20 protein-coding genes are annotated in these 17718 nt (G+C 61.2%); 8 read left to right on the forward strand and 12 right to left on the reverse strand.

Annotated features, from left to right (window positions below):
• From POI8812_RS05965 to POI8812_RS05985, 5 genes are all read right to left on the reverse strand, one after another.
• Positions 1–1017 (reverse strand): glutathione S-transferase C-terminal domain-containing protein, encoded by a 1017-nt coding sequence (locus POI8812_RS05965; RefSeq protein ID WP_108781657.1) that lies wholly within the window; start codon positions 1015–1017, stop codon positions 1–3.
• 253 nt (positions 1018–1270) lie between these two features.
• On the reverse strand, positions 1271–1774 hold the full coding sequence (locus tag POI8812_RS05970) for a hypothetical protein (RefSeq protein WP_146186127.1): 504 nt from the start codon (positions 1772–1774) through the stop codon (positions 1271–1273).
• 261 nt (positions 1775–2035) lie between these two features.
• Positions 2036–3220 carry a vWA domain-containing protein gene (locus POI8812_RS05975; RefSeq protein WP_108781659.1) on the reverse strand — a complete coding sequence of 395 codons (1185 nt, stop codon included), beginning with the start codon at positions 3218–3220 and terminating at the stop codon, positions 2036–2038.
• A 3-nt stretch (positions 3221–3223) separates the two neighbouring features.
• Positions 3224–3400: a hypothetical protein gene (locus POI8812_RS05980; protein ID WP_245895291.1), complete on the reverse strand. Its 177-nt coding sequence runs from the start codon at positions 3398–3400 to the stop codon at positions 3224–3226.
• Between the two features lie 230 nt (positions 3401–3630).
• Positions 3631–4485: a DUF4394 domain-containing protein gene (locus POI8812_RS05985; protein ID WP_108781661.1), complete on the reverse strand. Its 855-nt coding sequence runs from the start codon at positions 4483–4485 to the stop codon at positions 3631–3633.
• A gap of 150 nt (positions 4486–4635) precedes the next feature.
• Between POI8812_RS05985 and POI8812_RS05990 the strand changes: the two genes are divergently transcribed.
• On the forward strand, positions 4636–5289 hold the full coding sequence (locus POI8812_RS05990; protein WP_108781662.1) for a hypothetical protein: 654 nt from the start codon (positions 4636–4638) through the stop codon (positions 5287–5289).
• Positions 5290–5302: 13 nt separating this feature from the next.
• On the opposite strand, the gene POI8812_RS05995 is transcribed toward POI8812_RS05990, so the two are convergent.
• From POI8812_RS05995 to POI8812_RS06010, 4 genes are all read right to left on the reverse strand, one after another.
• Positions 5303–5743 (reverse strand): GNAT family N-acetyltransferase, encoded by a 441-nt coding sequence (locus tag POI8812_RS05995; protein WP_108782486.1) that lies wholly within the window; start codon positions 5741–5743, stop codon positions 5303–5305.
• Entirely contained in the window at positions 5740–6645 is a 906-nt protein-coding gene (locus tag POI8812_RS06000; RefSeq protein ID WP_108781663.1) for an AEC family transporter, read from the reverse strand. Before POI8812_RS06000 ends, POI8812_RS05995 begins: the two co-directional genes overlap by 4 nt.
• A gap of 349 nt (positions 6646–6994) precedes the next feature.
• Positions 6995–8200 carry an FAD-dependent monooxygenase gene (locus tag POI8812_RS06005; protein ID WP_108781664.1) on the reverse strand — a complete coding sequence of 402 codons (1206 nt, stop codon included), beginning with the start codon at positions 8198–8200 and terminating at the stop codon, positions 6995–6997.
• Positions 8201–8255: 55 nt separating this feature from the next.
• Positions 8256–8918 carry a pyrimidine 5'-nucleotidase gene (locus POI8812_RS06010; protein WP_108782487.1) on the reverse strand — a complete coding sequence of 221 codons (663 nt, stop codon included), beginning with the start codon at positions 8916–8918 and terminating at the stop codon, positions 8256–8258.
• Positions 8919–8960: 42 nt separating this feature from the next.
• Here POI8812_RS06010 and POI8812_RS06015 point away from each other — a divergent pair, with 42 nt between their 5' ends.
• The 4 genes from POI8812_RS06015 (at position 8961) to POI8812_RS06030 (ending at position 11971) form a co-directional block, all read left to right on the forward strand.
• Positions 8961–9788, forward strand: a complete 828-nt coding sequence (locus tag POI8812_RS06015) for a class I SAM-dependent methyltransferase (protein ID WP_162844928.1) — start codon at positions 8961–8963, stop codon at positions 9786–9788.
• Positions 9789–9852: 64 nt separating this feature from the next.
• The gene (locus tag POI8812_RS06020) at positions 9853–10488 is read left to right on the forward strand and encodes a GntR family transcriptional regulator (protein WP_108781665.1); all 636 of its coding nucleotides are present in this window, start codon (positions 9853–9855) and stop codon (positions 10486–10488) included.
• Complete coding sequence (locus POI8812_RS06025) at positions 10485–11219, forward strand: 2-keto-4-pentenoate hydratase (RefSeq protein WP_108781666.1); 735 nt, start codon at positions 10485–10487, stop codon at positions 11217–11219. Before POI8812_RS06020 ends, POI8812_RS06025 begins: the two co-directional genes overlap by 4 nt.
• Before the next feature lie 8 nt (positions 11220–11227).
• Entirely contained in the window at positions 11228–11971 is a 744-nt protein-coding gene (locus POI8812_RS06030) for a hypothetical protein (RefSeq protein ID WP_108781667.1), read from the forward strand.
• On the opposite strand, the gene POI8812_RS06035 is transcribed toward POI8812_RS06030, so the two are convergent.
• Positions 11968–12897 (reverse strand): MBL fold metallo-hydrolase, encoded by a 930-nt coding sequence (locus tag POI8812_RS06035; protein ID WP_108781668.1) that lies wholly within the window; start codon positions 12895–12897, stop codon positions 11968–11970. The genes POI8812_RS06030 and POI8812_RS06035 overlap by 4 nt on opposite strands.
• A gap of 61 nt (positions 12898–12958) precedes the next feature.
• Complete coding sequence (locus tag POI8812_RS06040; protein ID WP_245895293.1) at positions 12959–14197, reverse strand: aminotransferase-like domain-containing protein; 1239 nt, start codon at positions 14195–14197, stop codon at positions 12959–12961.
• Positions 14198–14350: 153 nt separating this feature from the next.
• On the opposite strand from POI8812_RS06040, the gene lipA reads away from it, so the two are divergent.
• From lipA to POI8812_RS06055, 3 genes are read left to right on the forward strand one after another with little or no spacing between them, the layout of a single operon-like run.
• On the forward strand, positions 14351–15310 hold the full coding sequence (gene lipA / locus POI8812_RS06045) for a lipoyl synthase (RefSeq protein ID WP_108781669.1): 960 nt from the start codon (positions 14351–14353) through the stop codon (positions 15308–15310).
• Positions 15307–15525, forward strand: coding sequence for a hypothetical protein (locus POI8812_RS06050; RefSeq protein WP_108781670.1), 219 nt, complete (start codon positions 15307–15309; stop codon positions 15523–15525). The genes lipA and POI8812_RS06050 overlap by 4 nt, the downstream gene beginning before the upstream one ends.
• A 54-nt stretch (positions 15526–15579) precedes the next feature.
• Positions 15580–17142 (forward strand): cation:proton antiporter domain-containing protein, encoded by a 1563-nt coding sequence (locus tag POI8812_RS06055; RefSeq protein WP_108781671.1) that lies wholly within the window; start codon positions 15580–15582, stop codon positions 17140–17142.
• Here POI8812_RS06055 and POI8812_RS06060 read toward each other — a convergent pair.
• Positions 17139–17675 carry a CBS domain-containing protein gene (locus tag POI8812_RS06060; protein WP_108781672.1) on the reverse strand — a complete coding sequence of 179 codons (537 nt, stop codon included), beginning with the start codon at positions 17673–17675 and terminating at the stop codon, positions 17139–17141. The two genes, POI8812_RS06055 and POI8812_RS06060, sit on opposite strands and share 4 nt — an antisense overlap.
• Positions 17676–17718 lie beyond the last annotated feature (43 nt).

Raw genomic sequence — 17718 nt, forward strand, 5'->3', positions numbered from 1 at the left:
TCAGTCGCGGGCAAGTTCCGGATGCGCATAGGCCTCCGGGTAGGGCATGGGCGCGTGGGGGCCCAGCGGGATCACACCATTCCACGAGCGTCCGAAATAGCCCTGTCTGCAATGGATCAGCGATCCCGCCTCCGCGACACCATCGAGCCCATGGACCCGGCACAACCAACGCCAGAGGTGGGGATAGTCGAGGATCTTGGCCCCGTTCAGCTTCATGCGCAGGTAATAGACCGGGTCGTGGCGATAGAGCGTTGGAAAGAGGCGCAAGTCCGCTTCGGTGAACGCATCGCCCGTCAGGAAGGAACGGCCGTCAGACAGCAGGTTGTTGAGGAAGGCAAGTGTCTCGAAATAGGCGGTGTAGGCGGCTTGGTAGACCTGTTGGTCTGACGAAAAGCCCGCCTTGTAGGCCCCGTTGTTGATCGTGACATAGATGCGGTCGTTGAGCTCTTCGATCTGTTGGCGTGTCGCCTGGTCTTCGGGCAAGAGTCGCGGTCGATTTGCCGGGGCGCCGAGCGCTGCTGCATGAGCATCGAGCATGCGCAGGATCTCTGCGCTTTCGTTGTTCACGATGCGGCCCGCGATCTTGTCGTAGAGGATCGGGACGGATTGTTCGTCTGATCCCTCGCGCTGGTAGATTTGCTTGGCCAGCCGCAGGCCCTCACCCGTGCCCGTCTCCGCCGTACATTCGGGGAGCGTCGTGCCGGTCAGGCTGGCGGTGCGGGCAGGGGAGAACTCCCACAGATTGGGGCCAACTGGGTCGTCCTCGGTTGTGCGGTTGGGGAAGGCCACGTCCATCGTGATGCTGTCTTGCAGGCCCAGCACGGCGCGCGCGAGGGTGACGCGGTGGCACCACGGGCAGTTGAGCGCAACGAAGAGATGATAGCGCCCCGGTTCCGCCGGAAAGCCCGGGTCGCCGACGGCATGGCGAAAGCCGCTGACGCCACGCACGAACTCTCCCTTAGCCCGGCGCTTGGCGGCGTTGTGCTGGCTCTCTTCGGTGGAGGTGTCTTTGGTCATGGGGTGAGAGTGGTCCGCAGCGGCGGAAGGATGCAAGCGTCATGGCGCAATTGGGGCAAATCAAGCCTCCAATTGCAGACTGCGAGGATGCTTCGATGGTTGTTCGACAGCTAAAGAATGGTCGTTTGGCTTGGGGCACGCCAGCGGCACAATCACGAGGTGTGTTCTTAGCGTTCAATCTGGTGCAGCCTACGGAACCTCTGTCCGTCAAGACGCAGGCCCGATCATCGGGCCTGCGCTCCTAGAATTGCGATTAAGGCGATGTGATCGTGAAAACTGCCGCCGGATTGACATTGTCGGGGTCGTAATCAAACAGCTGAAAGGTATTCGGGCCGCCTTGTTTTACGATGACGCACTGGCCCGGCTTATCTGATGATTTGTTCCAAACAACGGGCAGCAACACGACATCGCCTTCATCCCCGTCAGCGACGGGTTCAATCCTGAATGCTTCCCAACTGTCTACAGTGGGAACGTCGTCGTCGTACTGGCAATTGAACGTACCCTGATTGGGTTCAGCACGGAGGTAAATCTTCTGATTATTCTGCTCTTGGAAAACGAAATACACGTCGTTCTTGTCCGGGTCAGGGCCGGGCATGCACACGAGATTTACCGGGTCGATGCCAGAACCATCCGTTCGCAAAATAGCTACGCCGACGCCATAGGGGCTGGGCTTGCCGGCGGAGTCACCGGAGATATACAAACTGTATTCGGGGAAGTGTTTACACTTGACGACTGCGGATAGTGAAAAAAGGGCCATTCTGACCTCCCTCTGTTGCTTTTCGAGTGAGGGCATCGTTGTTCAGGACGTTGTTTTCGGAAACGATTTGCGCGACTAAATTTTACGTAAGCGCCGCAATTTGATCGTTAGTTTTCAACGTTTTGCCACGAATTGACCATTTTCGGCTTTGCGCTCAATCAGGGCAACTTGTCAGATTCGCGCCGACAACTCTCAGATGAGCTGGGTGTAGTTTAAGTTACAGATAAACCTCAAAATTTATCTAGTTTTCGGTGAATTGTGTCAGCGCGCCAGCGCCTTCATGCCGCGCTCTAAGCCCTCAAGCGTCATGGGGACCATCTGGTCGGCGAAGATTTCGCGGATCATGCGGATGGAGTGGGTGTATTGCCAGTGCTGTTCGGGCACAGGGTTGATCCAGAGGTTGGAGGTCCACTGGTCGCGGGCGCGGTTTAGCCAGACCTGCCCGGCTTCTGGGTTCCAATGCTCATTTGCGCCGCCTGCGTAGGCGATCTCGTAGGGGCTCATGGAGGCATCGCCCACGAAGATGCACCGGTAGTCAGGGCCATAGGTGCGCAGGATCTCGTGGGTCGGGATCTGCTCGGTCCAGCGGCGCGCGTTGTTTTTCCACACGCCCTCGTAGAGGCAGTTGTGGAAGTAGAAATGTTCGAAATGCTTGAACTCTGACTTGGCGGCGGAGAAGAGCTCCTCCACCAACTTCACGTGCGGGTCCATCGAGCCGCCGACGTCGAGGAACAGCAGCACTTTCACGGCATTGCGCCGTTCGGGCCGGGTTTGGACGTCGATATAGCCGTGCTCTGCGGTCGAGCGGATGGTGGAGGGCAGGTCCAGTTCCTCTGCCGCGCCATCGCGGGCCCAGCGGCGCAGGCGCTTGAGCGCGACCTTGATGTTGCGGGTGCCCAGCTCGCGTGTGGCGTCGAAATCCTTGAACTCGCGCTTGTCCCAGACCTTGACCGCGCGTTGGTGGCGGGATTCTTTCTGTCCGATCCGCACGCCCTCGGGGTTGTAGCCGTAAGCGCCAAAGGGCGAGGTGCCGCCGGTGCCGATCCATTTGTTGCCGCCCTGATGACGCTTTTCCTGCTCGGCCAGACGTTCGCGCAGCGTCTCCATCAGCTTTTCGAATCCGCCGAGGGCCTCAATCTCCGCCATTTCTTCACGCGTGAGATGCTTTTCCATCTGCTTGCGCAGCCATTCCTCGGGCAGGTCGACCTGTTCAAGCATCTGCTCTGTACTGATCTCCTCCATCCCCTTGAAGGTATGGGCGAAGACCTGATCGAAGCGGTCGATATTGCGCTCATCCTTCACGAGGGCTGCCCGCGCGAGGTAGTAGAACCCCTCGACATCATACATGACCACGCCCCGCTCCATCGCCTCCAACAGCGTCAGATACTCGCGCAGGGAGACGGGGAGCTTTGCGGTCCGCAGATTGTCAAAGAAGCGCAGGAACATGGATCAGAAGAACCAGTTGTTGCCGAAGTCGAACCACATGAGAATGAAGAACGCGACGACGGTGAAGGCAAAGCCATGGGCCAAACCCCATGTTGCCATATCCGCCGCTTTGCCACCCCGTTTGCGCGCACGCCATGCGCCGATGACCAACCCGATGATGCCGATGATGAGTGCGTTCATGGGGCTGTCCTTCATGCGCTGCCTGTCACCCTTCGTTTTTGGGGATCATCGCGCGGAAGGGCAAGGGGGGCGTTGCGTCGCGGGGGAAAGTTGAGACCGAACAGAGGATGCGCCCTCCAAGCCGCACCCTCTGTTCCTGTCGACCTGACGGCAAGTAAACGATGCCGATCAGGATTTGAGTTGGGCGCCCCCTGAGGGAGGCGCCCGCCCATGGCGCATCGGAATGGAGATTACATGCCCATGGAAACGGCGAAGCCGGTAAAACCGCCCATGCCGAGATCGGCCAGCAATGTCGCCTCGGCTGTTTCGAGGTTGATGGCGTAGAGACCTGCGGTCGACGCGCCTTCGGTCTGAAGGATCGCATAGGCCGCGTCCTGGCCCTCGGCTGCGGAAACGATGTCAAACCCACCCATGCCAGAGAAGTCGACGGCAGCCCCATCCACTGTGATCGAACCGACGGTCATCAGCTCACCGGCATTGTTTGCAAGGCTGACCAGGCTGTCGGTTTCAGCGTCGATGGCGTATTGGAACGTTGAGGACGCGGTGCTGCCAGCAATCGCATTCGTATACGCATTCGCAAAGATCATCGGTGTGGTGCCCACGTTCAGGTCGCCTTCGGCATAAAACGGGTCCGTGAAACGCAGCACGCTGTTCGCGCGGTCATCGTCATCCCCAAAGCCGACGGGGAAGTAGACGAGATTTGCCCCGGCAGAGGTGACGGCACGCACCGCGTCGATCGCGTTGTTAAAGTCAAAGGCCGTCATGGCGCCGGATGCGATGGTCGCCTCATCCGCGAAGGTCGCGCCGAGATCAGTCAACTCACCCGTCATCGCATTCACTGTATAGACCGCGCCGTCTGCGATGCCCACCAGCGCCCCCGTGACCGGGCGATAGGCGATGCCGGCGAGCGGTGTCGAAAGCTCGAACGTGTTGATCGCGCCGGGCTCTGCAATGCTGTCCATGGTCACGAGCGTCGTGCCGTTATTGGCAAGCGCATAGCCCATGGTTCCGGCGTGGCCGTCGGCAAAGCTGGGTGCCGCAGCCGTGGTCAACAATACAGAGGTGATGGAAGCGAAGCGGGTCATAAAATATCCTTTCAAGGCAGTGGCGTTTCGGTTTTTCCGATCCGTCATGCCCCTAACCACGGCGTTCGCCGGGAGAAGTTTCAAATAGATGTCAGTTTTTTGCGGGCGGTGTTTTGGCTAGGGTGCGGAAAGACGAAAGGGGGTGCACGCATGTTTCGACGGCTTGGGTTGATCGCTGTTTTCCTGGCGCCCCTGAGGGCACAGGCAGAGCCGTGCCCCGACTTCTATCGCTTCGTCGACTTTGGCCTGCCCGACGCCGAGGGCGCGTTGCATCGGGGCGGGCCGGTGGTGCGGGCGGAGGGCTTTGCTGGCGAGACATTGTTAGAGGCTGCTGCAACTGAGTGCGTCACAGTTTCACCGTTGTCGCGCGATGGCCATGGCAATCCGATGCCGGTTGTGAGCCGCATCGGTTTCAGGGTTGCGCGTCTCGACAGTGTGTTTGACTCTCTGTCCGTCTTTGTTGCCCAAGACAGTTTGCGATTTGCACAGGAGGCCGCGATGCCTCATCGCGCAGCGGTTGCGGGACATGATGCGGCGATCTTCCGTGGGGCGGATATTCTGTGCGTGGATCAGACGAATGGACTGAGCTGTCAGATTGCATCGCCTTTCGACGCGGCAGGCCCCGTGGTGGCCTATTGCGAGGCTTCCGCCTGTCATCTGCCTGCGATGGCGCTCAATGACAGGATCCTGGTTGAGGCTCGGTGGCCAGCCACCGACGAGGGGGTAGAGGCGCTGGCTGAAATGATCCGCGCGCAGGATCAGGCGATAGACGCCTTTTTGACGCCGATCTCGTCCGGTCTGTGAGCGTGCGGCGCCCCTAGCGCTGGTACTTGATGAAGTCGCTTTTCGTGGCGATCCGATCATAAAGCTGGCGGGCCGTGGCGTTGCCATCTTGCGTCAACCAATAGACGGAGGGTGCGCCGTGGGCGTCGGCCGCCGCATAGACAACCTCAATCAGCTTACGGCCTGCGCCCGTGCCGCGGGCGGCGGGCGAGACGTAGAGGTCCTGAAGGTAGCAAACCTCCTCAATCTTCCAGCCGTGGCGATGGAAAAGATAGTGGACGAGGCCCACAGCCTCCCCCTCCTTCAAAGCAATCATGCCGGAGAAATCGCGCGGATCATCGCCCAGCATCCGCTCGAAAGAGCTGTCATAGACTTCTTGCGGGACGCTCGATTTGTAGAACGTCAGGTAGTCGCGCCAAAGAGCTGACCACGCATCTCTATCTTCGGGTGCGAGGGGGCGAATGGTCAGGGTCATGCTGTCATCCATGCGAGTGTGAAGAGGGTCAGGACAGAGGTCATCAGGATGGCGCGGGCCAGGGTGCGCGTCTCGACCCCGTATTGCAGGGCAATGACGAAGGCCATGGCCCCGCATGGCCCGGCTGAGACGAGCAGCGCGATTTGCGACTTGTCCGCATCGACCTCGATAAAGAAGAACAAAAGGGCCAGCAGCAGCGGGTGGGCAAAGACCTTGATCCCGATGATGGCGGAGGTCAGCCGGTCGGGCCACGCGATTGCGCCTGCCATGATGATCCCCAGCGCAAAGAGAGAGGCGGGCGGCGCGGCGCGGCCCACGAACTCAGCGTAGGTAAAGAGGCCTTGCGGCGCCAACGGCTCTGTCGCCCAGACGATCAGGCCTGCGGTGATGGCGATCAGGGCCGGATTGCGCAAAAGCATGCCCGCGACTTTGACCGGGCGCGCTGTGCCAGCAGCGAGGATGTCCATGATCAGGATCGTCCCACAGTAGAGCACGGCAAGGTCGATCACGATGATGCCCGCAATGGCGAAGGCGGCTTCCTCGCCATAGAGCTGCTCGGCGATTGGCAGGATGTAGAAGACGTGATTGACGAAGGCGCAGGTCATGCCGAGCAACAGCGCTTCTCTCACCTCCCGGCCGAAAACCCGGTACGCCAGAAGTGCTGTGCCGCCATAGACCAGCATTTGCGCGATGAAGTAGAGCGACAGGACGCGGTAATCGAACCCTTCGAACGGCGCGCGTGCCACGATGAAGAAGATCAGGGCCGGTTGCGCGATATAGAAGACGAAGCGATTGATCGTGCGGGCAAAGTCCGCGTCAAACCAGCCGCGCCAGCCACACAAAACGCCGATACCAAGGATCGCGAAGATCGGCAGGATCGGATTGGCCAGAACGGTGAGCATGGGGCGAGGTCCAGGATAGCGTCACGCCCTTATGCACGCCCGGCGGGCCTTTGCCCATGCGCACAATTGGGGATTTGTATCGCTTCACGCAGGGCCTGGCCGGTCGAGCACTCTGTCTGAAACGAAACAGGCCCGGCGGCGGGCCGGGCCTGCGTCACAAAGAGGGTGAGTGCTCAGCTCTTATCCGGCTCGTCCGTCACGGGGCCGGTAGGCTTTGGTCCTTTGGTGCCGCTGCCGGGCATGGATTGCTGGCCGGTGGACCCGGGCTTTTGACCTTTGTTCGACATTGCATGTCTCCTCTGTTGGGAGGGGTAGCGTGCATGGTCGCGAGGCGTTGAGTCAATATTTGCTACTGTCCGGGGCGCGAAAGCCCCATGCCGGTGCGCATTGCGGTCTGGCGGATTGGTGCGAGACCCGAAATGGCGGCTAGGCCCCGGCGCCGCAGGTCGCGCAGCGCCTGAACGTCGGTCATGGCCGCCCGGTTGAGCCATTCGACACCCCGTTCACGCAAGCTGATGTCCCGGCTGCGCGCGCTGGCATAGTCGGCCAGCATTTCGGGTGTGCCAAGGCCATGACGGGTAGAGGCATCGCGCAGTGCTGCGATGTCTGCAAAGGACGTGTTCAGGCCCTGTGCACCGATAGGCGGCATGACATGGGCCGCTTCGGCGATCAGGGCAATGCGCCGTGCGGTGAGGGCTTGCGCCTCTTGCGAGATGATGGGCCAGATGCGCCGCGGGCTTTCGAGCGTGAGTGGCCCGAGCACATGGCAGGAGCGTTCGGTGGCGGCAGCGGTAAAGGCCGCTTCATCCAGTTCCATCAATGCGCTGGCCTTGGGGCCAGTTTCCATCCACACGATGGCAGAGCGGTGCGTGCCAGTTGGCGCATCAGGCAGTGGGACAAGGGTGAACGGGCCACCGGTGCGGTGAATTTCGGTCGAGATGCCATCATGGGGCTGGGCGTGGCTGACCGCAAAGACGATTGCTTTTTGCCCATAGCGCGTCGTGCGCACCGAAATTCCGGCACTTTCACGGACTGGGGAACTGCGCCCATCGGCGCCAATGACAAGCTCGGCCTCAACCTGCGTTCCATCTGTCAGGGTAACCAAGGCGTGCGATGTCCGGGTTAGCACGTTGCGCACGCCGGTGCCAAAGCGGAGGTCGAGCCGGTCAGCCGATTGTGCAAAGCCTGCCATTTCCCGCCGGAGGGCAAGGTTGGGCAGATTGTATCCGAACCGAGGCTGGCCGATCTCCTCCGGGACAAAATCGGCCGTTTCGCGGATCACGTTCTCCACCCCTCCGGCATCGCAGAGGCGCATTGTGTTCAACTCTGCCGCGTGTGGGGCGAGGTGGGACCAGAGACCAATCTGGTCAAACATCTCGACCGCGGGCAGCAGGAAGGCCGTGGAGCGCAGATCAGACCCGGCATCGGCTTGATCCGTGATGGGGGGCGCGGGATCTGCACAGATCACGTCATATCCGCGATGGGCGAATGTCATCGCGGCCATCAGCCCGGCAATTCCGCCCCCGGCGACAAGGATGTCAGTCTTCTGTATCATGGTTTGAATCTATGACCTTTCGCGGGGATTGGAAGCGGTGTGGTGCCGCAGGCCATCACTCCCCGGCCAGTCCCGCATTGACCCGCATCAAAAAGCCGGTGAGATCATTGGTGGCGAAGTCCACGAAATCCGGTTCGTCCTCAGCCGTGGGGCCGATCCAGACCGTGCGCATTCCCAGCGCGTGGGGCACCTCCAGATTTTCGAGGCTGTCCTCGAACATTGCGCCATGGGCGGTGTCCACGTCGCCGATGTGAAAGACGCGCCCAAATGCATCCTTGGACGGCTTTGACAGATAGTCGGCATCCTCGATCCCGTAGACCGCATCGAAGAGCCCCTGCAGCCCGCGGGCCGCGATCACGCGGTGGGCATGTTTGCGGGTTCCATTGGTGTAGACGATCTTTCGGCCCGGCAGCGCGGCGATTGCCGCATGCAGATCTGGTGCGGGGACAAGTGCGCTGAGGTCCAGTTCGTGGGCGTGGTCGAGAAAGGGATCAGGCTCGATCCCGTGGTGATGCAGCAATCCCGCCAGTGTTGTGCCGTAGTCGCGCAGATAACCGTCGCGCATGTCGTGGGCGTCATGCCGCTCGACACCGATATTCTGAACGATCCAGTCCGTCATCAGCACCTCCATCTGGTCAAAGAGGCGGGCAGAGGGTGGATAGAGCGTGTTGTCGAGGTCAAAGACCCAGTCGCGCACATGGTCGAAATGCTGTTTCATACAAGGCAGATAGACCACAGTAGCCAACATGGCGAGGGCAAGATGAGCGGTTTGGACGACTGGAAGGGCCGGGTCGGTCAGGAATGGGCGGCGCGCGCTGATGCGATGGAGGGCCTGTTGGGTCCTGTTGGTGAGGGCGCGTTGCAGGCCCTTGGCGATTTGAGCGGTCAAAGGGTGCTGGATCTGGGCTGTGGGGCCGGGGATACGGCTGTCGCGTTGAAAGCGGCAGGCGGTTTGGTGACCGGTGTTGATGTGAGCGCGGATCTGATCGCGCTGGCCAAGCAGCGGGATCCAGAGATCAGCTGGAGATTGGCCGACGCGGCCACAGCCGCCTTCGACGAACCCTTCGATGTGCTCTATTCGCGATGCGGTGCGATGTTTTTTGACGATCCGGTGTCGGCCTACGCGCATCTGCGCGGCCAGATGGTGCCGCATGCGCGGCTCGCCATCGCGGTGTGGCGGGGTGCTGCGGAGAATGGCTGGGCGCGTATTCCGCTTGATGCGGCAGAGCCAATTCTGGGGGCCGAGGCTGTGCGACTGCCACCGGCGGGCGGGGCCGGGCCGTTTGGGTGGGCCGACCCGGAGCCGGTACTGGCGATGTTGGAGAAGGCCGGTTGGCGCAACGTGCGGGTTGCGCCCATCGACCGGACATCAATCATCAGCACCGGCGACGATCCTGATCCGATCACGCGGGCCACGGCCTTTACCATGCGCATCGGCATTCTGGCCGCGCGCCTGCGGGGAACGGACAAGGCGGTGCGGGATGCGGTTCGAGACGCGCTGGCAGACCGGTTTTCCCAGCATCTTACCCCGGCTGGCGTCGCCCTGCCTGCTGCGGGCTGGGTCTATCAGGCGGAAAACGCTGGCTGATCGTTGACAGCGGGGCGTGCAAGCCGTCACTAATGTCCACAGCTGCATACCTATGAGAACCCAGATGCCAGACACTGTCCCGAGCGACGCCTATGGCCGTATCCTTACGGCGATCGATGTGGGGGAATACCGCCCCGGAAACCGTCTGGTCGAAAGCGAATTGGCCGAGCGGTTGGGAATGTCCCGCACGCCCATTCGCGAAGCCTTGCAGCGTCTTGAGACGCAAGGGGTTCTGGCGCGGGACGGACGCAGTCTGATCGTCGCGTCCCTCGACCATGATCAGCTTGGTGAGCTTTACGTGGTGCGTGCCGAGCTGGAAGGCTTGGCTGCGCGGCTGGCTGCTCAGCACGCGGCGCCCGAAGAGGTCGCGGTCCTCGAAGATATGCTGGCCGAGGATGAGGGATATCGTGATGATCCCGACGCGTTGAGCCGTGCGAACAAGCGCTTCCACCGCCAGATCCACCTCGCCTCGCATAATCGCTTTCTGATCCGGCAGCTGGAGGGCGTGCGCCGGTCGATGGCGCTGTTGACCTCCACCTCGTTTGCTGCCGAGGGGCGGACGCCCGAAGCGCTCGCCGAGCATCGCCAGATCGTTGACGCGATCCGGGCGCGGGATGGCGATGCGGCGGATGATGCGACGCGGGCGCATATCTCTGCGGCCTATCGCACCCGGTTGCGCGTGGATGCGGAGGACGCATGAGTTTCGATGCCATGGCGCGGGCGATGGAAATCGCCGCTGATCGCGGGTCAGGTGCCCCCTTCGTCATCTACAACGATCTTCCCGATCTGGAAGCGGCCTACCGTGTGCAGAGCGCTCTTTCACGGGTCGAAGGCGGGGTCGGCGGCTATAAGATCGCATGGAACAGCCCGGCTTTGATGGCGGCGCATGGCGTCAGTGCGCCTGCGGCGGCACGGGTGCGCAGGGCGCTGATCCGGCCGGACGGTGCGCAGGTCAGCGCAGATGAGTTTGTCACGCCGATGCTGGAGCCCGAGATCGCCATCGTCTTGGGCGAGGATATGCCCGAGGGCCCTCACGATGCGGACAGTGTTGTGCGCTATGTGCGGCGGATGGTGCCAGCCTTCGAGTTGCTCGACCGGCGCGAGGCGAAAGAGCGGCATGCGCCCTCGATCATCGCCTCTGGTGTTTTCAATGCCGGTCTGGTGCTGGGCACCGGCACCGGATCCGAGATTGGTGGCTCATCGGTCAAAGTCGGCTCTGCCCGCTATCTGAGCGGAGAGGGCAAACCGCCGCAGCATCCCTATGAGGCGCTTGCCCATGTGGCGAACACTTTGCAGCCTCATGGGGCAGAGTTTCGCGCGGGTATGATCGTGCTGTGCGGCTCCCATACGCCACTGTTGCCAGTATCAGTGGGTGAAACGGCGGAGATGGTGGTCGAAGGGTTGGGGTCGGTGCGCTTCGACTTCGTCTGAGCCGTGTTGTGCGGCTGATCCTGCATATCGGCATGCACAAGACCGGATCGAGTGCGATCCAGCATGTGTTCTCACGCAATCGCAGAGTTTTGGCGCTGACCGGTCTTCATTATGCGACCGGCGGGCGCTGGCCCAAACATACGCCGCTTTTTGAGGCGTCGAGCCATCAGAATGATCATGGGATCCCCCATCCCGTGCACGGGCCGGTCTCTGACCTCTTACGGGCCTTACCCGACCGGGGAACGGTGCTGGTCAGTGCGGAGGGGTTGAGTGGCCCGCATCCCGGTCATGCGGCGCATTTCGCCGGATGCAGGCCAGAGATTGTTGTGGTGCTGCGCAATCCGGTGGACTGGGCGCCAGCGATGCATGCGCAAATGGTCCGCTCTCGCACTGTGCGGGAGGCGCGGACGTTGGCTGATTGGGTGAATGATCCGATGACAAAGGTGCATCTGGATTATGCCGCGCTGATTGAGCGATGGCAGCAGGTCGGTCCGGTGCGGGTGGTGCCCTATGAAGCGGCGATCCTGCCTGCCTTCCTTACCACTGCGGGACTTCCCAAATGGATCGCGGCGCTGCCGGGGGGGCGCGTCCGGCGCAATATCACGCCTAAGGCTGAGGTCATTGAGGATTTGCGCAGGCAGAATGGCGGGGATGCAGGGTCAGGACCCGTACCTGACCTGCGCGCCCTTGCTGATATACAACGGGCGCGGGTGATGGCCCTTGGCCACCCCGCGCCCTGGCCTTCTGATTAGAAGGCGAGCTGATAGGTTTCTGGCGTATATTCAAAGCCGTCGCCCGCCGCCTCGAGATAGCCGATCGCCGGGAAGGGCATGTGATAGCCAACAAACGGGATGCCGTCTGCGGCGATCATGCCAAGCAGATCCTTGCGGGTCTGGGCGGCGGCGGCCTTATCCTGATCGAAGCGCACTTCCCAATCGGGGCGCTCCATCGACAACACGAAGTGGTTGGCCGCATCCGCGATCAGCATCAGGCGCTGGCCCGCACTCTCGATATGATAGGCCATGTGACCGGGGGTGTGGCCGAAGGCGGCCACCGCTTCGACGCCGGAGGCGACGCTGTCACCCGGTTCGATCATGCGCATCTGTTCGGCAAAGGGCGCAACTTTGGCGTTGAACAGGTCGTTCCCGGCCTGTGACCACATGTTGTATTCGGTCGCGCCGGTGACGTAGGCGGCGTTCGAGAAGGTCGCCGCCCCAGCGGCATCGGTCATGCCGCCAATGTGGTCGGGATGCATATGGGTGAGCACGACCGTATCGACCTGATCGGCCGAATAGCCCGCCGCCTCCATTTGCGTGACAAGGCCGCTGGTGCCGCCCTCCTGCGGGCCATTGCCGGTATCGAACAGGATCAGTTCAGAGCCGGTGTTGACCAATGTGGGGGAGAAAGTGAATTCGGCCTGTCCGGTGGGTAGGTTATTGGCCTCAAGCAGAGCCGCGACATCCGCGGGATCCTGATCGGTGCCGAAGATATTGTGCGGATCGGGCACGGCGCGCACGGCGTCGAGCAGGGTCGTGACTTCGAAGTCACCGATTTTCACCCGGCGATACATCTGGCGCGTTGTTCCCATCATTGGAACTTGAGCAAGTGCCGGAGATGCAATCGCGGCGCCGCCGAGGGCCAGTGCGCCGCGTCGCGTCAATTTCGTATCGATCATCATAGTGCTCCCTGTCTGCGTTCTGCCCTCAAAATGGAGCGACACACGCATGAGGCGAGCCGTTTCACGCGATCTTGAGCATCTCCACCTTGATGCGCGCTGCCAGTGCCGCGATCCCGCGTCGGATGTCGGCAAGCGGGGGCAGGCTGAAGCTGAGGCGCAGGGTGTTGCGGCCCGTCCCATCGGCAAAGAAGGCGTGACCGGGGACAAAGGCGACGTCGTCCTTCTCGACACATTCCGAGAGCAGGGCGGCGCAATCCATGCCGTCGGGCAAGGTGACCCAGACGAACAACCCGCCCTCAGGCTCTGTCCAGGTGACACCATCGGGCATGTGGGTGCGCAAAGCGTCGAGCATCGCATCCCGCTTTGGCCGATAATGTGCAATTGCTTCAGTCACTTGTTGGTTGTAGCGGGTCCGCGCGAGGTGGAGCATCACCTTTTGGTTCATGGCTGAGGAGCTGAGGTCGCTGGCCTGTTTGATCAGCGTAAGCTTCTCGATCACCGGTCGCGCGGCGCAGACCCAACCGACGCGCAGACCGGGTGTGAAGACCTTTGAGAAGCTGCCGCAATGGATGACGCGGCTTTGGTTGATGTCGTCACCGTCGAGCGATTGCAGGGCGGACTGATGGGCGCCGTCATAGCGAAGCGTGACATAGGGTGAATCCTCGATCACCGGGACGTCGAGTTCGGTGGCCAGAGCCAGTAGGGCGCGACGTTCGGCCACATCCATCGTCTCCCCGCTGGGATTCGCAAAGTCGGGCACGACATAGGCGAATTTGGCCGTGCCGCCCGCTGCCGTGGCCGCTGCCGCGTAAGATGCGGCCGTGCGGTTCGTACCGGGACCCCCCAATAGATCGTAGGTGGGCTGGTTGGCAGAAAAAGCCTGAAGCGCGCCCAGATAGGTCGGTGCCGCGACAAGGGCGGTGTCGGCGGGCGAAAGAAGGTATTTGCCCAAGAATTCCAGCCCCTGTTGCGAGCCAGAGGTGATCAGGATGTTGTCCCTTGTGCAGGTGACACCACGTTCGGCCATGTATCCGCAGATCCAATCGCGCAGCTCTGGATCACCTTCGCTGACCGAATATTGCAGCGCTGCGGCGGCCTGTGCCGAGTCTGAGAGGACTGCATCATATGCGCGGCGGACCTCGTCTTGCGGGAACAGGACCGGATCGGGGATGCCACCGGCAAAGGCGATGATTCCCGGACGGTCCAGCAATTTGAGAAGTTCGCGGATTTCGGAGGCTTTCATCCCCTCCATCCGGTCGGCAAGGCGCGGGCTGTAGCCCGTCTTGGATGCGATGTTCATTATGTCATTCTCCCTGACCTAACTAGGTCAATGAATTTGACCTTAAGTCAAGAGCCTTGCATCGCACGCATGGGGGTGCGGCGTGCGGTGAGATGACATTGCGTCCGCAAAGCGTTAGGTAGGGGCAAATGGAGCAGAGGAAGGGGAGTTCCCATGGCACCGCGCGATCTGAAATTGCCCGAGCAACGCCATCCTGAAAAGGCCCATCGCCCTGACAATGCGCAGCCGCGCAAGCCCGATTGGATCCGTGTGAAGGCCCCGACGTCGAAGGGGTATCACGAGACGGCCAAGATCATGCGTGAAAACAAGCTCGTCACCGTGTGTGAGGAGGCAGGCTGCCCCAATGTGGGCGAGTGTTGGAGCCAGGGCCATGCGACCATGATGATCATGGGCGAGGTGTGCACACGCGCCTGCACGTTCTGCAACATCGCGACCGGCAAGCCGCCAGAGGCGCTCGACGTGTTCGAGCCGGGCCGGGTTGCGGCTGCTGTGAAAAAGCTGGGTCTGAACCACGTCGTCATCACCTCCGTCGACCGTGATGATGTTGAGGATGGCGGGGCAGAGCATTTCGCCCAGACCATCCGCGCGGTGCGCAAGCAGGCGCCCGGCACCACGATCGAGATCCTGACGCCCGATTTCATCAAGTCAAAGCCCGGATCGCTGGAAGTGGTGGTTGAGGCGAAGCCGGATGTGTTCAACCACAACCTTGAAACGGTGCCCGGCCTTTATCCGGAAGTGCGCCCCGGCGCGCGGTATTTCCACTCCCTGCGTCTGTTGCAGCGGGTGAAAGAGCTTGATCCGTCGATGTTCACCAAGTCGGGGATCATGGTCGGATTGGGCGAGGACAAGCAGGCCGTGCATCAGGTCATGGACGACATGCGTGCCGCCGATATCGATTTCCTGACCATCGGTCAGTACCTTCAGCCGACGCCGAAGCACCATCGCGTTGACCGCTTTGTGACCCCGGACGAGTTCGCAAGCTATGAGAAGGCCGCCTATGGCAAGGGCTTTCTGATGGTGTCCGCAACGCCGCTGACCCGCTCAAGCTATCACGCCGGCGACGATTTCGCCCGTCTGCGTGCGGCACGGTTGAAAAAGCTGGGACAGGCGTGAGCCGCGCACGGATCGTAAAGCTGGTCCTGCAAGTGCTCGCCTGCGGGGCGGCACTGATGGCATTTCTTGCGATTGACGGTTTGGTCCTGCCATTTGTTGGCTTTTTCGGGGCGTGGATCGTGGGCAGTGGCATAGCCAACTGGGCATTTCGCCGCCTTGCCACACCAGAAGACCTTCAGGCGGATTTGCGGGATCGCGCCGACAGTATCGACTGAGCGTGACGGCGGCTTATCATTCTCGGACATCGCAGCAGCGTATGGGGAGGTGTGATGGCGTTTGAGTTGTTCGTGATCGGTGCGGCCTTCCTGTTCGGAATGGCCATGCGGCCGCTGGGCCTTCCGCCGCTGATCGGCTTTTTGATCGCGGGCTTCACGATCAACATGTTTGGACCCGATCTTGGCATGTCGCCTGAGACGGGGCCGATCCTCGACTATGTTGCAGATCTGGGCGTTGTGCTGCTGCTGTTCACCGTCGGGCTGAAGCTGAAGCTGCGTCAGATTGGCAATCCCCCGGTTGTGGGCGGTGCGCTTTTGCATTTTGCCCTGTCCGTCGCGCTGTTTTCCCCGGTTGCCTATTGGTTTTTCTCAGAAAATTGGCTGACCGCCTTGTTAGTCGGGATCGCGCTTGCCTTTTCGTCGACCGTGCTGTCCGCCAAGCTGTTGGAGGCCAAGCGGGAGATGCGCGTCTATCATGGGCGCGTCGCCATCGGTATCCTGATCGTGCAGGACATTATTGCGCTGGTGGTTCTGGCAGTCTTTGCGGGTGACTTGCCGGGGCCCTGGGCGCTGTTGATCTTTGCCGCCCCGCTGCTGCGCCCGGTGATCTATCGCATTCTCGACATGGCCGGGCGCGATGAAATGCTGCTTGTTACGAGCGTGATGCTCGCCCTTGTGGTCGGCGGCGTCGGCTTTGAAGCGATTGGCCTGAAAGGTGAAATCGGGGCGTTGGTCATGGGATTGATCGTCTCGGGCCACGCCCGTGCGGAGGAAGTCGGCAAGGCGCTTTGGGCGGTGAAAGAGCTGTTTCTTGTCGGTTTCTTCCTGTCGATCGGGATGAGTGGTTTGCCCGATATGGAAGCCCTGATCTTTGCTGCGGTCATGGCCCTGCTGCTGCCGTTGAAAGGGGTGTTGTTCTTTGCCTTGCTGGTTGCCTTTGGCCTGCGGGTGCGTTCGGCCTTTCTCGCGGCATTGTCCCTGACGGCCTATAGCGAGTTTGGACTGATCGTGGCGGCGGGCATCCCCGACGCGGAGCCATTCTTGGTGCCGCTGGCCATTGCATTATCGCTGTCTTTCATCATCGCTGCGCCGCTGAACCGGAACGCTCACCGGATGATTGATGTGCTGGAGCCGAGACTGGCCCGGTTCGAAAGAAAGACGCGCCGACCAGATGAAAAGCCTGCAGATCTTGGGACGGCGGATATTCTGATTTTGGGGATGGGGCGCACTGGGCACGCGGCTTACGACGCCATGGTTGAGGCTGGCCGCACGCCAATTGGCCTGGACGGAGATACTTACCGGGTGGAGGAGCTGAAGGAAGCGGACGTGAACGTCATCTTTGCAGATGCAGAAGACGCCTCGCTGTGGTCGCATGTCGACATATCGGGCATACATGCGGCCGTTCTGGCGATGAATGATATTGAGGCAAAGCTGATTGCCGCACGGGCGCTGCGCAAGAAGGGTTTTGACGGACCGATTGTCGCCCATGCCTTTCATGCGGACGAGTTGCAGAGTCTTGGGGACGCTGGGGCGGACCGCACCCATCTGACCTTGCAGGAGACCGGGCGCAGCCTGACGGCGACGACCCTTGGCTGTCTTTCAGATCACAGTGCCTAGTCCATCGAGCTGAAGACGAGTGCCATCAGGATTGTATAGACGGCAATGCCGCCACCAATCAGCAGGATCGGGAAGTTGGAGGCGATCTGGGCCCGCGCATATTGCTGGGCCTGATATACGAGATCGGGCCACGTATAGCTGACAAAATCGCCCTGGGTGAACACCGCCTTAATGCGCCCATCCGCATCGACAACCGGCAAACGGCGAAACCGTTCATTCGACATGATGCGCAACCAGTCGAGCAAATCGTCATCTTCTGTCGCGACGCGCGGGTTTGCGGTCATCACTGTGCTGATCGGCGTGGTGTCGGTATCGACCCCTTTGCTGACGACGCGTTTGATAATGTCGCGCTCGGTCAAGACGCCGATGACCTTATTCTCATCATCCACGATGAAGACGGAGCCATAGTCGCGCTCTGCCATCATATCGACTGCGGCGCGAATGCTGACATCGGCCGTCGTGGTCAATGGCGCCGGTTTGGTGGCGAATTCCGGGCGATCTGCGAGCCGCATCGCGCGCTTTTCTTTGGCCATGCTCTTCTCCTTCTCGTGTTGAGAAGAGAGTAGAGCCATCGTC

Origin of the sequence: Pontivivens insulae (assembly GCF_900302495.1) — a bacterium.
Taxonomy (GTDB): Bacteria; Pseudomonadota; Alphaproteobacteria; order Rhodobacterales; family Rhodobacteraceae; genus Pontivivens; species Pontivivens insulae.

Bases quoted from the DNA above. Each gene is read 5' to 3' on its own strand.
- POI8812_RS05965 (WP_108781657.1), bottom strand. From the start codon at position 1,017: ATGACCAAAGACACCTCCACCGAAGAGAGCCAGCACAACGCCGCCAAG.
- POI8812_RS05970 (WP_146186127.1), bottom strand. From the start codon at position 1,774: ATGGCCCTTTTTTCACTATCCGCAGTCGTCAAGTGTAAACACTTCCCC.
- POI8812_RS05975 (WP_108781659.1), bottom strand. From the start codon at position 3,220: ATGTTCCTGCGCTTCTTTGACAATCTGCGGACCGCAAAGCTCCCCGTC.
- POI8812_RS05980 (WP_245895291.1), bottom strand. From the start codon at position 3,400: ATGAACGCACTCATCATCGGCATCATCGGGTTGGTCATCGGCGCATGG.
- POI8812_RS05985 (WP_108781661.1), bottom strand. From the start codon at position 4,485: ATGACCCGCTTCGCTTCCATCACCTCTGTATTGTTGACCACGGCTGCG.
- POI8812_RS05990 (WP_108781662.1), top strand. From the start codon at position 4,636: ATGTTTCGACGGCTTGGGTTGATCGCTGTTTTCCTGGCGCCCCTGAGG.
- POI8812_RS05995 (WP_108782486.1), bottom strand. From the start codon at position 5,743: ATGACCCTGACCATTCGCCCCCTCGCACCCGAAGATAGAGATGCGTGG.
- POI8812_RS06000 (WP_108781663.1), bottom strand. From the start codon at position 6,645: ATGCTCACCGTTCTGGCCAATCCGATCCTGCCGATCTTCGCGATCCTT.
- POI8812_RS06005 (WP_108781664.1), bottom strand. From the start codon at position 8,200: ATGATACAGAAGACTGACATCCTTGTCGCCGGGGGCGGAATTGCCGGG.
- POI8812_RS06010 (WP_108782487.1), bottom strand. From the start codon at position 8,918: ATGAAACAGCATTTCGACCATGTGCGCGACTGGGTCTTTGACCTCGAC.
- POI8812_RS06015 (WP_162844928.1), top strand. From the start codon at position 8,961: ATGAGCGGTTTGGACGACTGGAAGGGCCGGGTCGGTCAGGAATGGGCG.
- POI8812_RS06020 (WP_108781665.1), top strand. From the start codon at position 9,853: ATGCCAGACACTGTCCCGAGCGACGCCTATGGCCGTATCCTTACGGCG.
- POI8812_RS06025 (WP_108781666.1), top strand. From the start codon at position 10,485: ATGAGTTTCGATGCCATGGCGCGGGCGATGGAAATCGCCGCTGATCGC.
- POI8812_RS06035 (WP_108781668.1), bottom strand. From the start codon at position 12,897: ATGATGATCGATACGAAATTGACGCGACGCGGCGCACTGGCCCTCGGC.
- POI8812_RS06040 (WP_245895293.1), bottom strand. From the start codon at position 14,197: ATGAACATCGCATCCAAGACGGGCTACAGCCCGCGCCTTGCCGACCGG.
- lipA (WP_108781669.1), top strand. From the start codon at position 14,351: ATGGCACCGCGCGATCTGAAATTGCCCGAGCAACGCCATCCTGAAAAG.
- POI8812_RS06055 (WP_108781671.1), top strand. From the start codon at position 15,580: ATGGCGTTTGAGTTGTTCGTGATCGGTGCGGCCTTCCTGTTCGGAATG.
- POI8812_RS06060 (WP_108781672.1), bottom strand. From the start codon at position 17,675: ATGGCCAAAGAAAAGCGCGCGATGCGGCTCGCAGATCGCCCGGAATTC.